Source organism: Salinimonas iocasae (assembly GCF_006228385.1).
Taxonomy (GTDB): Bacteria; Pseudomonadota; Gammaproteobacteria; order Enterobacterales; family Alteromonadaceae; genus Alteromonas; species Alteromonas iocasae.
In genome coordinates, this window is record NZ_CP039852.1 from 1,715,260 (window position 1) to 1,733,713 (window position 18,454).

14 protein-coding genes are annotated in these 18,454 nt (G+C 47.9%); 10 read left to right on the plus strand and 4 right to left on the minus strand.

All coding sequences use genetic code 11. The features are described from left to right. The first annotated feature begins 106 nt into the window (after positions 1 to 106). Genes zwf through FBQ74_RS07525 form a run of 5 tightly spaced genes read left to right on the plus strand, consistent with a single transcriptional unit; the run spans position 107 to position 5,736 of the window. Positions 107 to 1,600 carry a glucose-6-phosphate dehydrogenase gene (zwf, locus tag FBQ74_RS07505; RefSeq protein WP_139756086.1) on the plus strand — a complete coding sequence of 498 codons (1,494 nt, stop codon included), beginning with the start codon at positions 107 to 109 and terminating at the stop codon, positions 1,598 to 1,600. A 1-nt stretch (position 1,601) separates the two neighbouring features. Next, a complete protein-coding gene (gene pgl, locus FBQ74_RS07510) occupies positions 1,602 to 2,294 on the plus strand; it encodes a 6-phosphogluconolactonase (protein WP_139756087.1) in 693 nt (230 codons plus the stop codon). 9 nt (positions 2,295 to 2,303) lie between these two features. Next, the gene (edd, locus tag FBQ74_RS07515) at positions 2,304 to 4,133 is read left to right on the plus strand and encodes a phosphogluconate dehydratase (RefSeq protein WP_139756088.1); all 1,830 of its coding nucleotides are present in this window, start codon (positions 2,304 to 2,306) and stop codon (positions 4,131 to 4,133) included. Next, on the plus strand, positions 4,130 to 5,089 hold the full coding sequence (locus tag FBQ74_RS07520) for a glucokinase (protein WP_139756089.1): 960 nt from the start codon (positions 4,130 to 4,132) through the stop codon (positions 5,087 to 5,089). The genes edd and FBQ74_RS07520 overlap by 4 nt, the downstream gene beginning before the upstream one ends. Then, the gene (locus FBQ74_RS07525) at positions 5,086 to 5,736 is read left to right on the plus strand and encodes a bifunctional 4-hydroxy-2-oxoglutarate aldolase/2-dehydro-3-deoxy-phosphogluconate aldolase (RefSeq protein WP_139756090.1); all 651 of its coding nucleotides are present in this window, start codon (positions 5,086 to 5,088) and stop codon (positions 5,734 to 5,736) included. The genes FBQ74_RS07520 and FBQ74_RS07525 overlap by 4 nt, the downstream gene beginning before the upstream one ends. 62 nt (positions 5,737 to 5,798) lie before the next feature. Here FBQ74_RS07525 and FBQ74_RS07530 read toward each other — a convergent pair whose 3' ends face one another. From FBQ74_RS07530 to gap, 3 genes are all read right to left on the minus strand, one after another. Continuing rightward, positions 5,799 to 6,368 carry a hypothetical protein gene (locus FBQ74_RS07530; protein WP_139756091.1) on the minus strand — a complete coding sequence of 190 codons (570 nt, stop codon included), beginning with the start codon at positions 6,366 to 6,368 and terminating at the stop codon, positions 5,799 to 5,801. Between the two features lie 160 nt (positions 6,369 to 6,528). After that, positions 6,529 to 7,380, minus strand: a complete 852-nt coding sequence (locus FBQ74_RS07535) for a D-hexose-6-phosphate mutarotase (RefSeq protein ID WP_139756092.1) — start codon at positions 7,378 to 7,380, stop codon at positions 6,529 to 6,531. 133 nt (positions 7,381 to 7,513) lie between these two features. Further along, the gene (gap, locus tag FBQ74_RS07540; protein ID WP_139756093.1) at positions 7,514 to 8,509 is read right to left on the minus strand and encodes a type I glyceraldehyde-3-phosphate dehydrogenase; all 996 of its coding nucleotides are present in this window, start codon (positions 8,507 to 8,509) and stop codon (positions 7,514 to 7,516) included. Between the two features lie 240 nt (positions 8,510 to 8,749). Here gap and malQ point away from each other — a divergent pair, with 240 nt between their 5' ends. From malQ to msrB, 5 genes are all read left to right on the plus strand, one after another. Beyond that, positions 8,750 to 10,954 carry a 4-alpha-glucanotransferase gene (malQ, locus tag FBQ74_RS07545; RefSeq protein WP_139756094.1) on the plus strand — a complete coding sequence of 735 codons (2,205 nt, stop codon included), beginning with the start codon at positions 8,750 to 8,752 and terminating at the stop codon, positions 10,952 to 10,954. A 60-nt stretch (positions 10,955 to 11,014) separates the two neighbouring features. Next, positions 11,015 to 13,183 (plus strand): 1,4-alpha-glucan branching protein GlgB, encoded by a 2,169-nt coding sequence (gene glgB, locus FBQ74_RS07550; protein WP_139756095.1) that lies wholly within the window; start codon positions 11,015 to 11,017, stop codon positions 13,181 to 13,183. Positions 13,184 to 13,186: 3 nt separating this feature from the next. After that, the gene (gene glgX / locus FBQ74_RS07555; RefSeq protein WP_139756096.1) at positions 13,187 to 15,265 is read left to right on the plus strand and encodes a glycogen debranching protein GlgX; all 2,079 of its coding nucleotides are present in this window, start codon (positions 13,187 to 13,189) and stop codon (positions 15,263 to 15,265) included. Between the two features lie 168 nt (positions 15,266 to 15,433). After that, a complete protein-coding gene (gndA, locus tag FBQ74_RS07560) occupies positions 15,434 to 16,984 on the plus strand; it encodes an NADP-dependent phosphogluconate dehydrogenase (protein WP_139757899.1) in 1,551 nt (516 codons plus the stop codon). A gap of 19 nt (positions 16,985 to 17,003) precedes the next feature. Beyond that, positions 17,004 to 17,405 (plus strand): peptide-methionine (R)-S-oxide reductase MsrB, encoded by a 402-nt coding sequence (msrB, locus tag FBQ74_RS07565; protein WP_139756097.1) that lies wholly within the window; start codon positions 17,004 to 17,006, stop codon positions 17,403 to 17,405. 126 nt (positions 17,406 to 17,531) lie between these two features. Here msrB and FBQ74_RS07570 read toward each other — a convergent pair whose 3' ends face one another. Further along, positions 17,532 to 18,404, minus strand: a complete 873-nt coding sequence (locus FBQ74_RS07570; RefSeq protein WP_168190632.1) for a DUF2989 domain-containing protein — start codon at positions 18,402 to 18,404, stop codon at positions 17,532 to 17,534. Between the last annotated feature and the right edge of the window lie 50 nt (positions 18,405 to 18,454).

Sequence of the window (18,454 nt, forward strand, 5' to 3'; positions counted from 1 at the left end):
TAATTTTACTACATTTGATGTTAACTATGCGCAATACCATCGGTGGAACGTCTGAAATATTTGCCTGGAAGTAGGATGTTCCCGCTATCATAAAAAGGTCGACAATATGGTAATGGATAATTCTTTTGAACCCTGTGATTTTGTGCTTTTTGGCACAATGGGGGACTTGTCGCGGCGTAAACTGCTGCCTTCGCTTTATCAGCTGGAAAAAGCTGAGCTTATTCATCCGGATACCACCATTATAGGTGTTGCCCGTCAGGATATGTCTAAAGAAGACTATATTGCTGAAGTAAAATCTAATATCGAAAAATTCAGCGATAAGGCAATGTGCGAAGAAACCTGGGCGCGCTTGTGCGAACGTCTGGATTATATCTGTGTTGATATGAAAGATATCAACAGCTATAAGGCATTCGACAATGTGGTCGATCCAGACCGGGTTATGGTCTGTTATCTGGCCACGCCTCCGGCTATTTACGGTGATATCTGCCGCGGCCTGCACGGCTGTAACATTATTGATAGTAGTGTCAGGGTCGTTCTTGAAAAGCCTATCGGCCACGACCTGGACTCCTCCAAAGTCATCAATGATCAGGTTTCAGAATACTTCAACGAATCGCAAATCTACCGAATCGACCATTATCTGGGCAAAGAGACGGTTCTGAATCTGATTGCACTGCGCTTTGCTAACAGTATTTTCGCGACTAACTGGGACCATAATTGTATCGATCACGTTCAAATCAGCGTAGCTGAATCGGTAGGCATCGAAGGGCGCTGGGGCTATTTTGATGATGCCGGCCAGATGCGTGACATGGTACAGAATCACTTATTACAGATTCTTAGCCTGGTTGCCATGGAGCCACCTGCGACACTAGACGCTGACAGCATTCGTGATGAAAAGCTTAAAGTCTTAAAAGCGTTGCGTCCTATAGATGTATCGAACATCAACGATGTTACTGTGCGTGGCCAGTACACCGCCGGCTTTGTAAAAGGCGAAGAAGTACCAGGGTATCTTGAAGAAGAAGATGCAAATACGCGCAGCAAAACAGAAACATTTGTTGCGATCAAAGCTGAGATAGATAACTGGCGCTGGGCAGGTGTTCCTTTTTATCTGCGCACCGGTAAGCGGATGCCAACCAAGGTATCCGAGGTTGTAATCTATTTCAAACGTCAGCCGCATAACTTATTCGGCGACAGCTTTAATAGCCTGCCACCTAACAAGCTTGTTATCCGTCTGCAACCTGACGAAGGTGTTGAAATCACCGTTATGAACAAGGTACCGGGGCTGACCAGTTCCGGCTCGATGGACTTGCAAAAGTCAAAGCTGGATTTAAGTTTCTCTGAGGCGTTTTCTGAGGAGCGTATTCCTGATGCCTACGAAAAGCTTCTGTTAGAAGTCATGCTGGGTAACCAGGCGTTGTTTGTTCGTCGTGATGAAGTTGAACAGGCATGGAACTGGGTTGATTCTATTCTCGATGCCTGGAATCACACTGCCGAGCCGCCAGAGCCTTATCAGGCAGGTACCTGGGGACCTGTTGCATCCATTGGTCTGTTGGCCCGTGAAAATCGCAGCTGGTATGAAAGTAAACTAACGAAGAAGAGATAACATGGCACTGACACAACAACATTTCGAATCACCCGATGCACTGACATCGTCATTTGCCGCTACGTTAGTATCGATCCTGGAAGAGGGTATCAACACGCGTGGTCGCGCTAGTCTGGTAGTCAGCGGTGGCAGAACACCTGTGGGATTATTTCAGACCCTGAGCCAGGCGGATATCGACTGGTCTAAGGTAGATATCACTTTAGCTGACGAGCGTTGGGTAAGTGAAGATGATGACGCCAGCAATACCAGGTTGGTGAAAGAGCACCTGTTGCGAAACAAAGCCAGCCAGGCGCATTTTGTTTCTCCCCTGACTGATGATGAAGATGCCAACAGCGCGATTGCAGAAGTCGAGTCGCGCATCTCCAGCATGGCACAGCCTTTTGACGCCTTGATTCTTGGTATGGGTGAAGATGGGCATACAGCCTCGCTCTTCCCCTGTTCAGAGCAAGTTGAAGACGGACTCAATATGTCCAGCGGCAAAATTTGTATTGCCGTTAAACCGACCACTGCACCACATCAGCGTATTTCACTGACATTACCTGCACTGCTTCACAGCCGGAATATCTTTATCCACCTCACCGGGGATAAGAAAAAGGCCGTATTGCTGGACGCACTGGAAAACGACACCGAAATTCAAAAGCCGGTTACAGCCGTTGTAAACCGGGCGCCTGTTACACTGATGTGGGCACCGTAGGAGAACGTTATGAATAACCAAATCGCAGATATCACCCAACGCATTATCGAGCGTAGTAAGCCCACGCGTAAGGCGTATCTGGAAAAAATTGAAAAAGCGCGTCGCCAGGGTCCACACCGCGGTGAGCTTTCTTGCGGTAATTTGGCGCATGGGTTTGCTGCTTGCGGAGCAACAGAAAAATCAGATCTTCGTAGCATGACTAAAGCTAACGTTGCTATTGTGTCAGCCTATAATGATATGTTGTCGGCACACCAGCCCTACGAAACTTACCCTACAATTATCAAAGATGCGGTTAAGGAAGTTGGCAGTGTTGCGCAGTTTGCCGGCGGTGTACCCGCGATGTGTGATGGTGTCACTCAGGGCAATCCCGGCATGGATTTAAGCCTGATGAGCCGCGATGTTATTGCTAAATCAACGGCGGTAGCACTGTCTCACAACATGTTTGATTCAGCAATGATGCTGGGTATTTGCGACAAAATCGTACCCGGATTGTTGTTGGGCTCACTGGCATTTGGTCATCTTCCGACCATTTTCGTGCCTGCCGGCCCTATGCCATCCGGGTTGCCGAATAAAGACAAAGCCCGCGTTCGTCAGCAGTTTGCAGAAGGCAAGGTTGGCCGTGAGGAGCTGCTTGAAGCTGAGTCACAGTCTTATCATTCTGCGGGTACCTGTACCTTCTACGGTACTGCCAACTCTAATCAGCTTGTTGTTGAAACAATGGGTCTGCACCTGCCAGGTTCATCGTTTGTCAATCCGGGCACGCCATTACGTGATGCGCTGACGAAAGCTGCAGCCGTCCAGGCAACACGACTGACTGACCTGGGCGACGATTACATGCCAATAGGTCACATCGTAGATGAAAAAGCCATTGTAAACGGTCTGGTTGCTTTACTTGCTACTGGTGGCTCTACCAACCATACGATGCACCTGGTAGCGGTTGCGCGTGCAGCGGGTGTCATTATCACCTGGGATGATTTTTCTGAAATCTCAAACGCAGTGCCGTTACTTACCCGTATTTATCCGAACGGTTCAGCAGACATCAATCACTTCGTTGCTGCCGGGGGTATGGCTGTATTGTTCAAGGAACTGTTAGACAACGGTCTGCTTCATAATGATGTAAATACCATTTGTGGTCGTGGTCTTGAGCGCTACACGCAGGAGCCGCGTCTTGAAGACGGTGAGCTGGTATGGCGCGATGGCGCCGGCACGTCAGCAGACAAAGAGGTGCTTTCTTCTGTTAAAGAACCATTTAAGCCTGACGGTGGCCTTAGCGTACTTGAAGGAAATCTGGGGCGCGCAGTGATTAAAACCTCGGCGCTGCGTAATCCGCACTGCCACATCAAAGCACCTGCTGTGGTATTTGAAGATCAGTTTGAACTGGATGAGGCCTTCCGCGATGGTGATCTGAATAAAGACTGTATTGTTGTTGTTCGTTTCCAGGGACCTTCAGCTATCGGTATGCCGGAACTGCATCGTCTTACACCACCACTGGGTGTATTACAGGACCGTGGCTACAAAGTCGCGTTAGTGACTGACGGACGTATGTCTGGCGCTTCAGGTAAAGTGCCGGCAGCTATCCACGTCACACCAGAAGCCTTTAACGGTGGTCTGCTGGCGAAAGTGCAGAATGGCGATATGGTAGAGCTGAACACCCAGACTGGTGAGTTAACACTGTGCGTTGAACAGGGCGAGCTGGATGCACGTGAACCTGCCAAAGCAGACCTGGCCAATCACCATGAAGGGATGGGGCGCGAGCTGTTCGCCGGTATGCGTTCTGTAATGACGGGCGCCGAAGAAGGAGCATGTTCGCTGTTCTATACGCAGGAGCAGGCGCTATGAGTGAAAAATTCGTTGCCGATGTCGGGGGGACTAATATCCGCCTCGCCAGGGTGACAGAAGCGGGCGTCACAGATATCGAAAAATACATGTGTCAGGATTTTGCCAGCATTGACCTGGCCATTCAGGCATATTTCAACGATTACAGCGACTATCAGTTCAGTGATGGGTGCATTGCCATTGCATGTCCTGTGCTGGGTGATCAGGTAGAGATGACCAACCATAGTTGGGCGTTCTCCCAAAAGGCACTTCGGCAACAGCTCAGACTGACCAGTCTTTACGTGATTAACGATTTTACTGCCGTGGCGCATTCGCTTCCCGGTCTATCTGATGAACAGGTTATTCAGATAGGCGAGGGCACTGCGGTAGAAAACGGTAATATTGCCGTTTTTGGCCCAGGCACAGGGCTGGGTGTTGAACACATCACAATGACTGCTGCTGGCTGGCAGACACTTGATGGTGAGGGTGGTCATGTGGATTTTGCACCAGTTGATGAAACAGATATCGTCATCTGGCGACATTTGCAGCAAATGCATGGTCGCGCCTCAGCTGAAGAGGTGATGTCAGGTCGCGGTATCCTGAACATTTACAATGCCCTGGCCGCGCAGAAGGGGGTTCAGGCAAGCATTACTGACCCGGCACAGGTAACCGAAAAAGCATTGGCGGGTACCTGTGATATCTGTGAATCTGCATTGACGCAATTTTGCCGGATCATGGGAAGCTTTGCCGGGAATCTGGCATTAAATATGGCGACATCGGGCGGTGTTTTTATTGGTGGCGGTATTGCCAGCCGCTTCGCTGATTTCATTCAGGACAGCGATTTTCGTGCCCGCTTTGAAGCAAAAGGTCAGATGAAACATTACGTCAAAAATATCCCCACCTATCTGATAGCAGAGCCAGACCACGGTCTGTTAGGGGCGGCGGCATATCTACAACAACATATTGCGAGTGAATTATGACAACAAATTGGACTCTTACCCCGGCGGACATTTTTGCATCCGGTCCGGTGGTTCCTGTACTGGTAATCAAGGACGCAGAGAAAGCCGTACCACTGGCAAAAGCATTGATGGCCGGTGGAATAAAAGTACTGGAAGTGACATTGCGTACACCTGCTGCTCTTGATGTCATAAAGCGCATCGCACAGGAAGTCCCTGATGCGCTTATTGGTGCTGGTACAGTAACCAATGCGCAGCAACTTAAAGAAGTGATAGACGCTGGTGCCAAATTCGCTATCAGCCCGGGTATGACCGCAGACTTACTGAAAGCTGGTCAGGCATGCAGCATTCCTCTGATTCCTGGAATTTCTTCTACATCTGATTTGATGAAAGGTAAAGATGCTGGCTATACGCATATGAAATTTTTCCCGGCAGAGGCGTCGGGTGGTGTTAAAGCCATCAAATCTATCAGCGGCCCTTTCCCGGACGTTACATTCTGTCCAACTGGTGGCATAAGCCTCGATAACTATAAAGATTATCTTGCGCTTAAGAATGTTGCCTGCGTAGGTGGTTCCTGGGTGGCACCTGATGACGCCATTGAGGCAGGGGACTGGGATCGTATTACTGAACTGGCTAAAGCTGCTGTTGAAGGGGCAAATAGTCACGCGTAGGGATGTGTAAACAGAACTGATGATAAAAGCCGCCTGGATAATACCCAGGCGGTTTTTTTATATTATTCAAAAGTAACAGAGCCTTGGAAAGGAATAATTTCTAAAACATTTTTACCAAAATCCGATTCTCCCGGGCAGTTGTTGATTACGCCATTTAGCATAATGGTGCCCTCGCTCAGATTCGAATACTGGCCAGTACCCTTAACAAGATTTATCTGCTCCTGAATGACTAACGGGGTTCCGGTAGAGCAGTATAGGTCGCCTGACTGGGGAATAAAAAAGTCGTTTTCTGAACGCAATGTATAGCGGTGATCATCGTCCAATAGTTTGTGTGATACGAGCAGGGTAGCCAGGTCGATTTTTCCTGCTACCAGTCCTTCGACTTTGATAAGATATCTGGTTGATTTTCGTTCTTCTGCGCTCATACTTCTCCATGCACTGTTTACCAGATAAATTTTGTATCTGCCCAGCTGCTCGGGAGCTTCACCCAGAGTGGGATCCGAAACTTCGAATGTTTCAACGGTACCTTTAACCGGAACATACGTTCCATGGACTGCCTTTTCAGATGCATGGGAGGTAAAAGAGGCAGTAAAGAGAGCGGCGAGTGCGAGTAATTTTATTTTAGTGTTCACAGAGAGTTTCCCTACATAATTATAAATATGTTTGTAATGCCTGAAGCAAAACTTATACGCAGGAAAATCAGAAAAAAGGCTAAGTTTTTTTAAAAAAATGAACAAATTTAATAATTATATCCTGCAGCAGAGAAACATTGCTGCAGGATAGCCTGAATGTTTAAACAGGATGTATAATCTGCGTCAGAGTGTGGCGTTCTTCAGGAGATAAGGAATACCCTTGCGTGCACGCTGTTTCTACACAGATCATCTGTTTGTAGCCGAACGCATCCATGTCAGATATCGATGCTGCCCCCTGCCACGGATTCCAGACTACTATTGAGTCATGTCCTGAAGAATTAACCCGGGTCAAAGCGTCACCATTTTCATTAATAATAACAGATTTGGCGGCATCAAGATGAATCCGGTCAGTTTCCTGCTCGATTTTATAATCTGCCGGTGTAGATTTGATGGCCCAGTTATTAGTTTTATCCTTGTAGTCGCCAATTAAGCCTTCCAGCTGTACATTGGCAATATTTTCAACTTCAAAGTAGGTGTGGAGCGCGGTATTAAATGTAAAGGGTACCAGTCCTTTATTCACGGTCTGCAATGTCACCGTTAACGTTTCTCCGACGAACACTGTCAGGCTGACATCACAATCATATTCAAAGCCGTCGGCGCGGGTAAATGAAGGCGTAATAACAATTTCAGTGCCTTCAGATGTGTCTTGACTACTGGTGAGTTTCCAGACCTGAGAACGTAAGAAACCATGTGACGGTAATTCGCCTTTCTCTCTGCCGTGGTCGTCGCTAAACCAGGGCCAGCAAACCGGAATGCCGCCCCGGATGGGCTTTTCACCGGTTTTAACGGCGTGAGGGCTTAACCAAAGGCGTTCTTTGTTATCTTTTTTAGGAACGTACGAGAGCACATGTCCACCGTATAAACTCACCTGGGCGCAGGCGAAATCATTTTCTATATTCAGGTAAGTAATACCTGAAGATTCGTCTACTTTGATACTGCTGGCGATGCTCATAGTTAAATCCTGTTTAAAACACTATTTTACATTTACGGACAATACTATACGGATTCCAATAAAAAAGGTGCGATTAAATCGCACCTTTTTCGCATTTAGCTCATGCAACCTAATGCATCTGATTTTTAAACAGTTATTTGCTGATATGCTGTACCAGATCCAGTACCTTGTTTGAATAACCCCATTCGTTGTCATACCATGCTACAACTTTTACGAATGTATCGGTCAGTGCAATACCAGCATCAGCATCAAATACTGAAGTACGCGCATCGCCCAGGAAGTCATTTGAAACGACGGCATCTTCGGTGTAACCAAGAATGCCTTTAAGTTCACCTTCCGAGGCCTCTTTCATCGCCTGACAAATTGCGTCATAGCTGGTTGCTTTTTCAAGATTCACCGTTAAATCGACCACAGAAACGTTAGGCGTAGGAATTCTGAAAGCCATACCGGTCAATTTGCCGTTTAGTGCCGGAATAACCTTACCAACCGCCTTCGCTGCACCCGTTGATGAAGGTATGATGTTCTGACCGGCACCGCGGCCGCCGCGCCAATCCTTCATTGATGGACCATCAACGGTCTTTTGCGTTGCTGTTGTTGCGTGAACAGTGGTCATCAGACCATCTACAATACCAAACTTATCGTTTAGTACTTTAGCCAGCGGCGCCAGGCAGTTTGTCGTGCATGATGCATTCGAAACAATGGTCTGACCTTCATAGCTGGCATGATTAACGCCCATTACGAACATCGGGGTGTCATCTTTAGACGGTGCTGACATAACCACTTTTTTAGCGCCGGCATCAATGTGCTTTTGCGCTGTTTCTTTAGTCAGGAAAAGACCTGTGGACTCAACAACTACATCAACATCTACCTCGCCCCAGGCCAGGTCAGCCGGATCTTTTTCAGAAGTAACTCGAATGGTTTTACCATTTACCACTAGCTGATTATTATCAACACTGATACTGCCATCGAATATACCGTGGGTTGAATCATACTTAAGCAGATATGCAATGTAATCTGTATCAAGCAGGTCGTTGATTGCTACAACTTCAATATCATCGCGCATTGCGGCTGCGCGCATAACCAGGCGGCCGATTCGGCCGAAACCGTTGATACCGATGCGTACTGTCATGACGTACCTCTACTTTTAATGGTTTGAAATAAAATTACGTAAAGTATGGATCAAAATGGCATACTAAGCAAAAGAAAAAGGTAAAATGTTGCAAAATTACGAAATGTAATCTATGCAATCGTATTCACTTTCGCTACACCACCGGTTTAAACAATAATGTTAATAGTTTGTAGGAAAGCGTCGTATATACTTTTTTCATCACTTACGCGCTAGAACCGCCAGATACAGGAATACGAAACAATGTCGAATCAAGTTTTGCAGAAACTGGTAGAGATGCGGGGCATCGAATCCAATTATGTAGATGCATGGGGAAAACCCGCAACAATTGCCGATAGCAGCAAAGCTAAGCTGTTACATGCACTGGGATATGAAACAGAAAATGAAGCGGCGGTATTAGAGCAGGTAAAACACGACACCGCTGCATACTGGCAGTCCGTCTTAGATCCCGTTCAGGTACTTCGTCAGTCTCAACGTATTCATTTTACTGTGCGATTACCAATAGAACTGGTTAATGACTCCTATACGTTGCTTTTGACCACTGAGTCGGGCAAACAGTTCAGCCAGGATTTGGTGCCGGTAGACACGCAGTTAATTAACGTGGCTGAAATCGATGAAGTGGAATATCAGGAATATGCCGTTGCCTTTGACCATGCTCTGGAGGATGGATATCACGCGTTGCAATTGTTGGTAGAAGGAGACGATGAGCCGGTAGGGCAGATGCGTATAATTATGGCGCCTGATGCCTGTTACATGCCTGAACAGGTCGCTAAGGGCAAAAAGGCCTGGGGCCTTAGTGTGCAGCTTTATTGTGTGAGAAGTGAGAATAACTGGGGAATTGGTGATTTTTCAGATTTGTCACGCCTGGTAAAAGATGCAGCCGATACCGGGGCTGATTTTATCGGCCTGAATCCGATTCACGCGCTTTATCCTGCTAATCCGGGCGCATGCAGTCCGTATGGACCGTCTTCGCGTCGCTGGCTCAATTATCTGTATCTCGATGTAACCAGGCTGGAAGGATATGACCATCCCGATGTTCAGGCTTTGGTGAATGCACCTGATTTTTGCGAGAAACTTGATCTGGTAAGACGTAAGGAATATGTCGATTATGCCGGTGTAGCTGAGCTTAAACTGAAAGTACTGACCGCGTTGTTTGAGGTTTACCAGAAAACGTATCTGGCCTCAAAAACGCCACAACGTGAGGCGTTCGCTGAATTTGTGTCACAAGGTGGCGAAAGTCTGGATATGCTGGCGGTCTATGATGTTATGCAAGAGCATCTCAAAGATCTGGGCGAACCCTCCTGGGGCTGGCCTGTGTTCCCCGATAAGTTTAAAGAATACCACAAACCGGAAGTGGCAAAGTTCGCGAGGAAAAACAAACAGCGTGTACAATTTTATCAGTTTCTTCAATGGCAGGCTGCGTTGCAACTGGAAGAAGCTAACCAGGTTGCAGTGAATGCGGGTATGACTATCGGGTTGTATCGCGACCTTGCAGTGGGCGTAAGTGAAGGCAGCGCAGAGATTTGGGGCAATAAAGATTTGTATTGTGTTGATGCCAGTGTCGGGGCTCCGCCTGACGTACTGGGGCCGCTGGGTCAGAACTGGGGACTGCCGCCAATGGATCCCAAACGCCTTTATGAGCAGGCCTATCAGCCTATTGTCGATTTATTCTCTTCAAATATGGCATCGGCAGGCGCCTTGCGCATCGATCATGTCATGGCTTTATTGAGGTTATGGTGGGTACCTAAAGGTGATCATGCCCGTGACGGTGGCTATGTTTATTATCCGGTAGATGATTTACTGGGCATTCTGGCACTGGAAAGCCACCGCAACAAAAGCCTGGTAATTGGTGAGGATTTAGGCACTGTGCCTGAAGAAATCCGTGGCAAACTTGCCGACAACGGCATTTATTCTTACCGGGTATTCTTCTTTGAACAGGCCGAAGATGGCGGATTCTTCTCACCTTCTCATTACCCCGTGCAATCTATGTCTACACTGACCACGCACGATATGCCAACGTTAATTGGTTACTGGCATTGTCTTGATTTGGAGCTGGGTAAGTCTCTTGGGCTTTATCCTACAGACGAAATTCTGGAAACGTTGTATACCAGTCGTCACGAGGATAAGCAGGAAATTCTTAACTCACTGCACGGCCATCATTCCGTTGGCGAAGATGTCGGCCATGATGTGAATTATACCGGCATGAATCAGGCGCTGAACTTCGGCCTTCAAACACATATGGCAACGGGTTCCAGTGCATTATTGAGCCTGCAGCTTGAAGATTGGCTACAAATGGATAAACCCGTTAACATCCCCGGTACATTTGATGAGTATCCAAACTGGCGTCGTAAACTAAGCCGCAATCTTGAGGATATCTTCAGTGATGACGATATTCTTCATTTAGCCAACCGACTGACCCAGGCACGGCGCTCGGCCAGTACAGATTAAAGTTAAATAAAAATCAAAAGGGTGCCTGAGCAATTCAGGCACCATAAAAAGGAGTTGTTTATGCACGTTGAGCAGCAGTTGGCGCGAGCCGGTTGTACCCATCCTTTCGCAGTCCTGGGTCCGGTTGAAAGGCCCGATGGCATGCAGGTAACGGTATGGCGGCCTGATGCTGAGTCGGTCACCGTGCATAAAGTCAGTGATGATAACAATAAGGTAACCCTTAAGGGCACGGCAGAGCCGGGCGTCTTTAGTGGTATTGTTAAGGGCCTCACACCAGCAGATATCTATCAGGTAACTGCAAAATACGCACAGCATGAAACCACCAGCATTGATCCATACCAATTTCAGGATCTGGCTTACCACGCTGTGCATTATATTGATCACTCGCCCCAGAACCTGTATCAGCAAGCCGGTGCGCACATTGTTAAAGCTGGTAACGAGAGTGCCATTCGTTTTTGCGTATATGCTCCCAATGCTTCTGCGGTTTCTGTAATAGGTGATTTCAATGGCTGGGATGCCAGAGTGCATCCTATGCAGAAAACAGATATGGGTTACTGGGTATTGGTAATACCACAACTGGCGGTAGGTGAGCGGTATAAATTCCAGCTTAAAGATAGTCAGGGCAACGATTTACCGCACAAAGCAGATCCCATGGGGTATTTTGCTGAGCAGTACCCCTCACATGCTTCCGTCATTCATGATCACAGTATCTACCAGTGGCAGGATGATAACTGGATGCAGCAACGCGGCGAAGATCGTTACCACAAACCTATGAGCATTTATGAAGTGCACCTGGGCTCGTGGCGTAAACCCGACGATGATCGACGTTATCTGACCTATCACGAGTTGGCCGAGACGTTAATTCCTTACGCCGTCGATATGGGATATACGCACCTTGAATTACTGCCGGTATCAGAGTTTCCCTTTGATGGCTCGTGGGGCTATCAGCCGGTGGGGCTGTTTGCACCCACTAGTCGTTTCGGTAATCCTGACGATTTCAAATATTTCGTGGACAAATGCCACCAGGCGGGGTTGGGTGTTATCATCGACTGGGTACCGGCACATTTTCCGGAAGATGGCCATGGTCTGGCGCGATTTGACGGTAGTCATGTATATGAATATGACGATCCCCGCAAAGGATGGCACCCGGACTGGAATTCCTGCATCTACGACTTTGGCAAAGACACGGTCAGGCAATTTCTGGTCGCTAATGCGTTATTCTGGCTGGATAAATTCCATATAGATGGTCTTCGGGTCGATGCCGTTGCCTCTATGCTTTATCTGGATTATTCGCGCAATGATGGCGAATGGATCCCAAATGTTGACGGTGGTAATCAGAATTACGAAGCGATAAGTTTACTGCGCTGGATGAATGAAGAAGTCTATCGTCAGTACCCCGGGGCGATGACGATTGCCGAGGAATCTACCTCCTTTCCGGGGGTTTCCCGTCCCACAGATGCGGGCGGCCTTGGTTTCGGTTTTAAGTGGAATATGGGCTGGATGCATGACTCATTGCACTTTATGGCCAAAGATCCGGCTTACCGGCGCTATCACCATGATGAAATGACATTTTCCATGGTATATGCGTTTGATGAAAACTTTGTGCTACCGCTTTCTCATGACGAAGTTGTACATGGCAAAGGGAGTATCCTGGGCAAAATGCCGGGCGATGAATGGCAGGCTGCGGCTAACCAGCGTGCGTATGCTGCTTTTATGTTTGCCCATCCCGGTAAAAAGCTGAACTTCATGGGTATCGAGATTGCCCAGTATCGTGAGTGGAATCACGATAGCTCCTTAGACTGGCACCTGCTCGAATATCCCAAGCACCATGGTATGCAATGTTTATACAAAGCACTAAACGGTGCTTATACGAATACGCCGGCATTGCACCAGCTTGATCACGATCCATCGGGCTTTAACTGGATTGATCACCACAACGCGCAGCAAAGTGTGATGTCATTTTGCCGTAAAGGCAACACTGACACGGACCTGGTGGTCGTGGTATGCAATATGACACCTATGCCCAGAGAACACTACAGAGTGGGGGTGCCGGCGCCGGGTACGTATTCGGTACTGATTAATACTGATGCAGAAACATATTGGGGAAGCGGGTTTTCTGTGCCTCAGTCGGTAGTGGCTGACAAACATGAATGGAACGGACAGCCCTTTAGTATAGAAGTCACACTGCCTCCCCTGGCAACTGTATACTGGCAGCTAGAATCAGAATAAACCATGCAAAAAGAAATCATGCGACAAACTGCCGGGGCCCCGGGGCCGCTTGGCGCGACTATCACAGAGGCTGGGGTTAACTTCGCTGTCTTTTCACCAGAAGCAACTGAAGTGATTCTATGCTTATTCAGTGCCGACACTGAAGAGCCTGTGAACGAGTTTATTCTTGAAAATAAAACCGGCGATATATGGCATGGGCATATCAGTGGTATAGGTCATCATCAGCACTACGCTTATCGGGTCAACCGCTCAGAGAATGCGTTATTGGTAGCGCCGACAGATAAACTGCTGATAGATCCATATGCAAAAATGCTCAGTCGGCCAATCCACTGGAATGCGCGCCAGTATCAGAATGACTCACATTTTATGATACCCAAGGCGTTGGTCATTGATGAGCGTGCTTATCAGGTACCAAGACCTCCCAAGCCGACAATTGTTGACCATCAGCGCATTATTTATGAAACACATGTGAAAGGGTTAAGCAAAACACACCCTGATGTGCCTGAAGAACAACGCGGAAAATATACCGGTGCCTGCCACCCGGCTATTATTGCGCACCTAAAAGAGCTGGGAATTACATCGGTACAGTTCATGCCGATGGCAGCTTTTATGCCAGAGCCATACATTACCGAGAAAGGCTTAACTAATTATTGGGGCTATAACCCTGTCAGCTTTTTCGCGCCAGAGCCTCGTTACGCTATTTCTGATGCGTTAGGCGAGTTGCAGTATATGATAGACCGATACCACGAAGCGGGCCTCGAGGTGATCGCTGATGTGGTATTCAATCATACAGCTGAAGGAGGCAAGGGCGGGCCGGTAATCAGCTTTAAGGGATTCAGCCCATACCACAGCTATCTGTTTGAGCAGTCACCTAATGGTGACCTGGTATACAGCAACCATTCGGGGTGTGGGAATACAGTCAATTCAGCATCGCCCTGTATGATGCAGCTGATCATGGATGCAATGCGGTATTGGACAGAAACCATTGGTGTGGATGGGTTTCGTTTTGATCTGGCTGTTTCGCTGGGCCGCAGTCCGCAGGTATTCTCTGCGCACTCGGCATTACTTCAGGCAATGCGTCAGGATCCGGTGCTAAAAACGGCGGTCTTGATTGCTGAGCCGTGGGATATCGGACCTGACGGTTATCAGCTTGGCCAGTTTGGCAGTGAATGGCTGGAGGTTAATGATAAGTTCAGAGATACCGTACGCGCTTTCTGGCGCGGCGATGAGGGCACGGCGCCGGACTTTGCTACACGACTTATGGGGTCTGATGATGTGTTTACCCGAGGGATTCGCCCAATCTATACCTCAGTGAACAACATCACCTACCATGATGGCTTTTGTCTTCAGGATTTAGTCGGTTATGCAAAACGGCATAACGAAGCAAACGGTGAGGGGAATCGCGACGGTCACGGGCACAATCTGTCTGCCAATTATGGTGTGGAAGGCGAGACAAATGATGTACACATTATCGCTATACGTGAACAGCAGAAGCGTAATTTATTTGCCACGCTGATATTCAGTCAGGGAACGCCGCACGTACTTGGCGGTGACGAGTTAAGCCGCACCCAACAGGGTAACAACAATGCATATTGCCAGGACAACGAGATAAACTGGTATGACTGGAGTCTGAATAAACGAAAGCAGGATTTTCTTGAGTTCTGTCAGTATGTGATAGCGCTTCGGCAAAACAGTGACCTGCTATCTCACCTGCTCATGGCCGGTGATGACTGGCAGAAACAGGTTAATGTAAAGCGTATCACCTGGTTTGTTCCGGATGGATCAGAAAAAGAGATTGCGCATTGGCATGCATCTGACAATCGTTCTTTCGCATTGGAAATTGTCGGCAAGGCGCCCACCAGTGGACATGCTGAACATTGGTATATGTGCTTTAATGCCGATAAAGATACTGTGCGCTTCACATTGCCAAATAGCTCGCAGCACCGCGGATGGCGATTGAAACTTGATACGCACTATTCGTCAGTGCGTGAGCAGCCCGAGCTATGCGTACAAAAAATTTATAGTGCAGCGGGTCACTCTGTCGCGTTGTTCCATCCTGAAGGCAGGGGCTCAGTCAGCTGATACCTTGACCACTGTACAATGAATAGTCGCGTCGCTGATAACAGCGGTTGTACATATTCGGATACGATCCAATAATCACTTTTTTTCGTTGAAAATCTTCCTTTAATAGTGTTGTGGCGCGTATCGGGTGATATCATGCGCAGCCATCTGCAACATAGGGTGGAAACCATGCAAAACGAAGATGGAAAGCAAGACGCACAACATAAGTGTGATATCGGATTTATCGGTCTGGGCGTTATGGGTGCGAATCTGACGCTCAATCTGGCGGATAATGGTTATCGGGTCGCGTGCTTCGACCTGGATCAGACAAAAGTTGACGCTATTCTGGCTAAAGATAGCGCCGAGCGTGGTGATAAACCTGCACGTCTGGAAGGCTGTAATTCCTATACCGAGCTACTCAGTAAGCTCAAAGCTCCTCATCTAATTATTCTCTCAGTTCCTGCCGGTGATCCGGTAGACCATGTTTGTAACCACCTCATTGATGCGGGCATCAAGGCTGATGATATCGTTATCGATACCGGTAACAGCCTGTGGACCGACTCTGTCGAGCGCGAAGAGCATTACAAAAGCAAATTTATCTTTTTCACTACAGCCATATCCGGCGGTGAAGTCGGTGCACGCTTTGGACCTTCACTTATGCCATCGGGCAATCCTTATGCGTGGACCCGGATTGAGCCGGTATTAAAAGCCATCGCCGCGAAGGTTGACCCCGAGACCGGCAAACCTCTGGAAACCTATACACCCGGCCAACCGGTAACTGAAGGTGAAGCCTGTGCGACTTACATCGGTACGATGGGCGCCGGACACTATGTGAAGATGGTTCACAACGGTATCGAATATGCAGACATGCAGCTTATTTGCGAAACCTACCAGATTATGCGTACAGCACTTCATATGTCAGCAGCCGAAATCGCCGAAGTATTCCGTCGCTGGAACGATGGTAAGCTCAACAGCTATCTGATGGAAATCAGTGCAGAGGTGCTTGAGCAGCTTGACCCTGAAACCAAACAGCCACTGGTCGATGTGATCCTGGATAAAGCCGGGCAGAAAGGAACCGGTCTGTGGACGGCGGTCAGTGCATTGCAAGTGGGAAGTCCTGCGCAGACGATTACATCAGCGGTATTTGCCCGCAGTATTTCCGGGCTTAAAGAAGAGCGGGTTGCGGCCAGCGAAATTTTGAAAGGTCCGCATGCCCCATCCCTGTCTGACGATGAAAAGATGGAAGCTGTGCATAAACTGGAGCAGGCGCTGTATTGCTCGAAAATTTGCGCGTACGCGCAGGGTTTTCAGCTTATGGCGACCGCGGCAAATGAGCATGGGTGGGATCTGGACTTCGGTGAAATTGCAAAAATATGGCGCGCGGGTTGTATTATTCGTGCGGTATTCCTGCAATCCATCGCTCAGGCTTATGAAAAAGATGAAGGTCTTAAAAATCTGCTGCTCGATCCGTTTTTTGCTGATCAGATAACAGAGATGCAGTCAGACTGGCGCACATCTATTGCTGATGCCACCATGGCAGGCATTCCCTGTCCGGCAATGATGTCAGCGTTGAGCTATTATGATTCATACCGTTCTGCGGTGTTACCGGCTAACCTGTTACAGGGCCAGCGAGATTATTTTGGGGCGCATACCTTCCAGCGCGTCGATAAGCCAGCCGGTAAGAAGTTTCATCTGAACTGGAGCGATCCGGATCGTCCCCAGGTTGCTATCAAAAAATAAGCAAAAGTGAGGAGGCGGTATGCAAAAATCTAATCAGACTGAGCTAACAGACGAAGAACATCGGGTTATCCGTGAATCAGGTACAGAGCGGCCGTTTTCTGGTGTACTACTCGATGAATCCCGCGAGGGCATGTATGTGTGTAAGTCGTGCGGTGCGCCGTTGTTTCCCTCAGATACTAAATTTGATGCTGGTTGTGGCTGGCCGTCATTTTACCAACAGGCCGAGCAGGATAATGTTGGCTATCGTGATGACAGCTCGCATGGCATGATGCGTACCGAAATTTTCTGTAAGCAATGTGATGCCCATCTGGGTCATGTCTTTCCTGATGGACCGCAGCCTACCGGTCAGCGTTATTGTGTAAATTCTGTTTCAATGAACTTCAAAGCTGAGGGCGATGAGGATAATCCGGTAAGAGGCTAAGGCTTCACATCTGGTCATTATTTAATCTGGTCAGACCGATTAAAAAAGAGAGCACAGCCTGTGCTCTCTTTTTTTGTAGGTAATTTGCTGATTCTTGGTAATTAAAACTGAAAATTTGTTACGGGTTCATAGCTTATGAATACCTGCACGGTAAGCATTAAATTTACCGTCCTGCAGATCATCTATTACCTCTTCGGCCTTTGATTCAATCTCATCGGTGTTCACATTCGAAGCAATAGCCATCTGTCGATAAGCAGGTATATCCACCGGGGCGTTAAAATGACTTGCAACAATTGCCCATAAATAAGCGGTTGCGACATTTTCCTGATCTATTGCGAGGGTGCTGAGACTTAAAAACACGGCGTTCTCGACCATATTATCGTTATTGACTCGCTCAAGCGCTTCGTAAAGTGTGTTTCGGGCGGCTTCTTCGTCAGTTTTTATCTGAATACTTGCCAGAGCCACCAGTAAAGCAGGATCGTTATATAAGCTGCCGTCTTTCGCAAATCGCATAAATCGCGCTCTGGCGTCAGCGTCACTGAATCTTGACCAGTGATAGTATGCCAGATAAGGGTTTTCCGCGTTTTTAGTCTTCCAGGCCAACCGCTTTAATTCCCGCTCTGCAGTCAGCAATCCTTTCATTCGGCCTGCTTCCTTTTCCCTATGCTTAACGTGACGGATACCGGCAGCTTTGGCAATGCACACTTTATAATCTTCCCACTTCAGCAGCATGTCATAATTCTGCTTCTCTGTGGCTTCAATCTGATGATTGAATCGGTGACGAATGATTTCAGCTTTCTCTGAACGGCACCAGGCATCCGGATTAAGGTCATTACACAGGGAAGGGGAATCCTGACAAATCTGCGCAATACTCTTTTCACCCCAGCTATCGCATCCGCTGAGACACAAAACGGCGCTGCAGAGCAGAATTGACGAAAATTTACCAAAAGAATAGGGAGAGTAGTGGCTAAAAGACTGTTTATTGTAATTTATCAACAATTTGGCGTTCCTTACTACCTTATCTAGAATACCAGCGTTCATAACCGAGC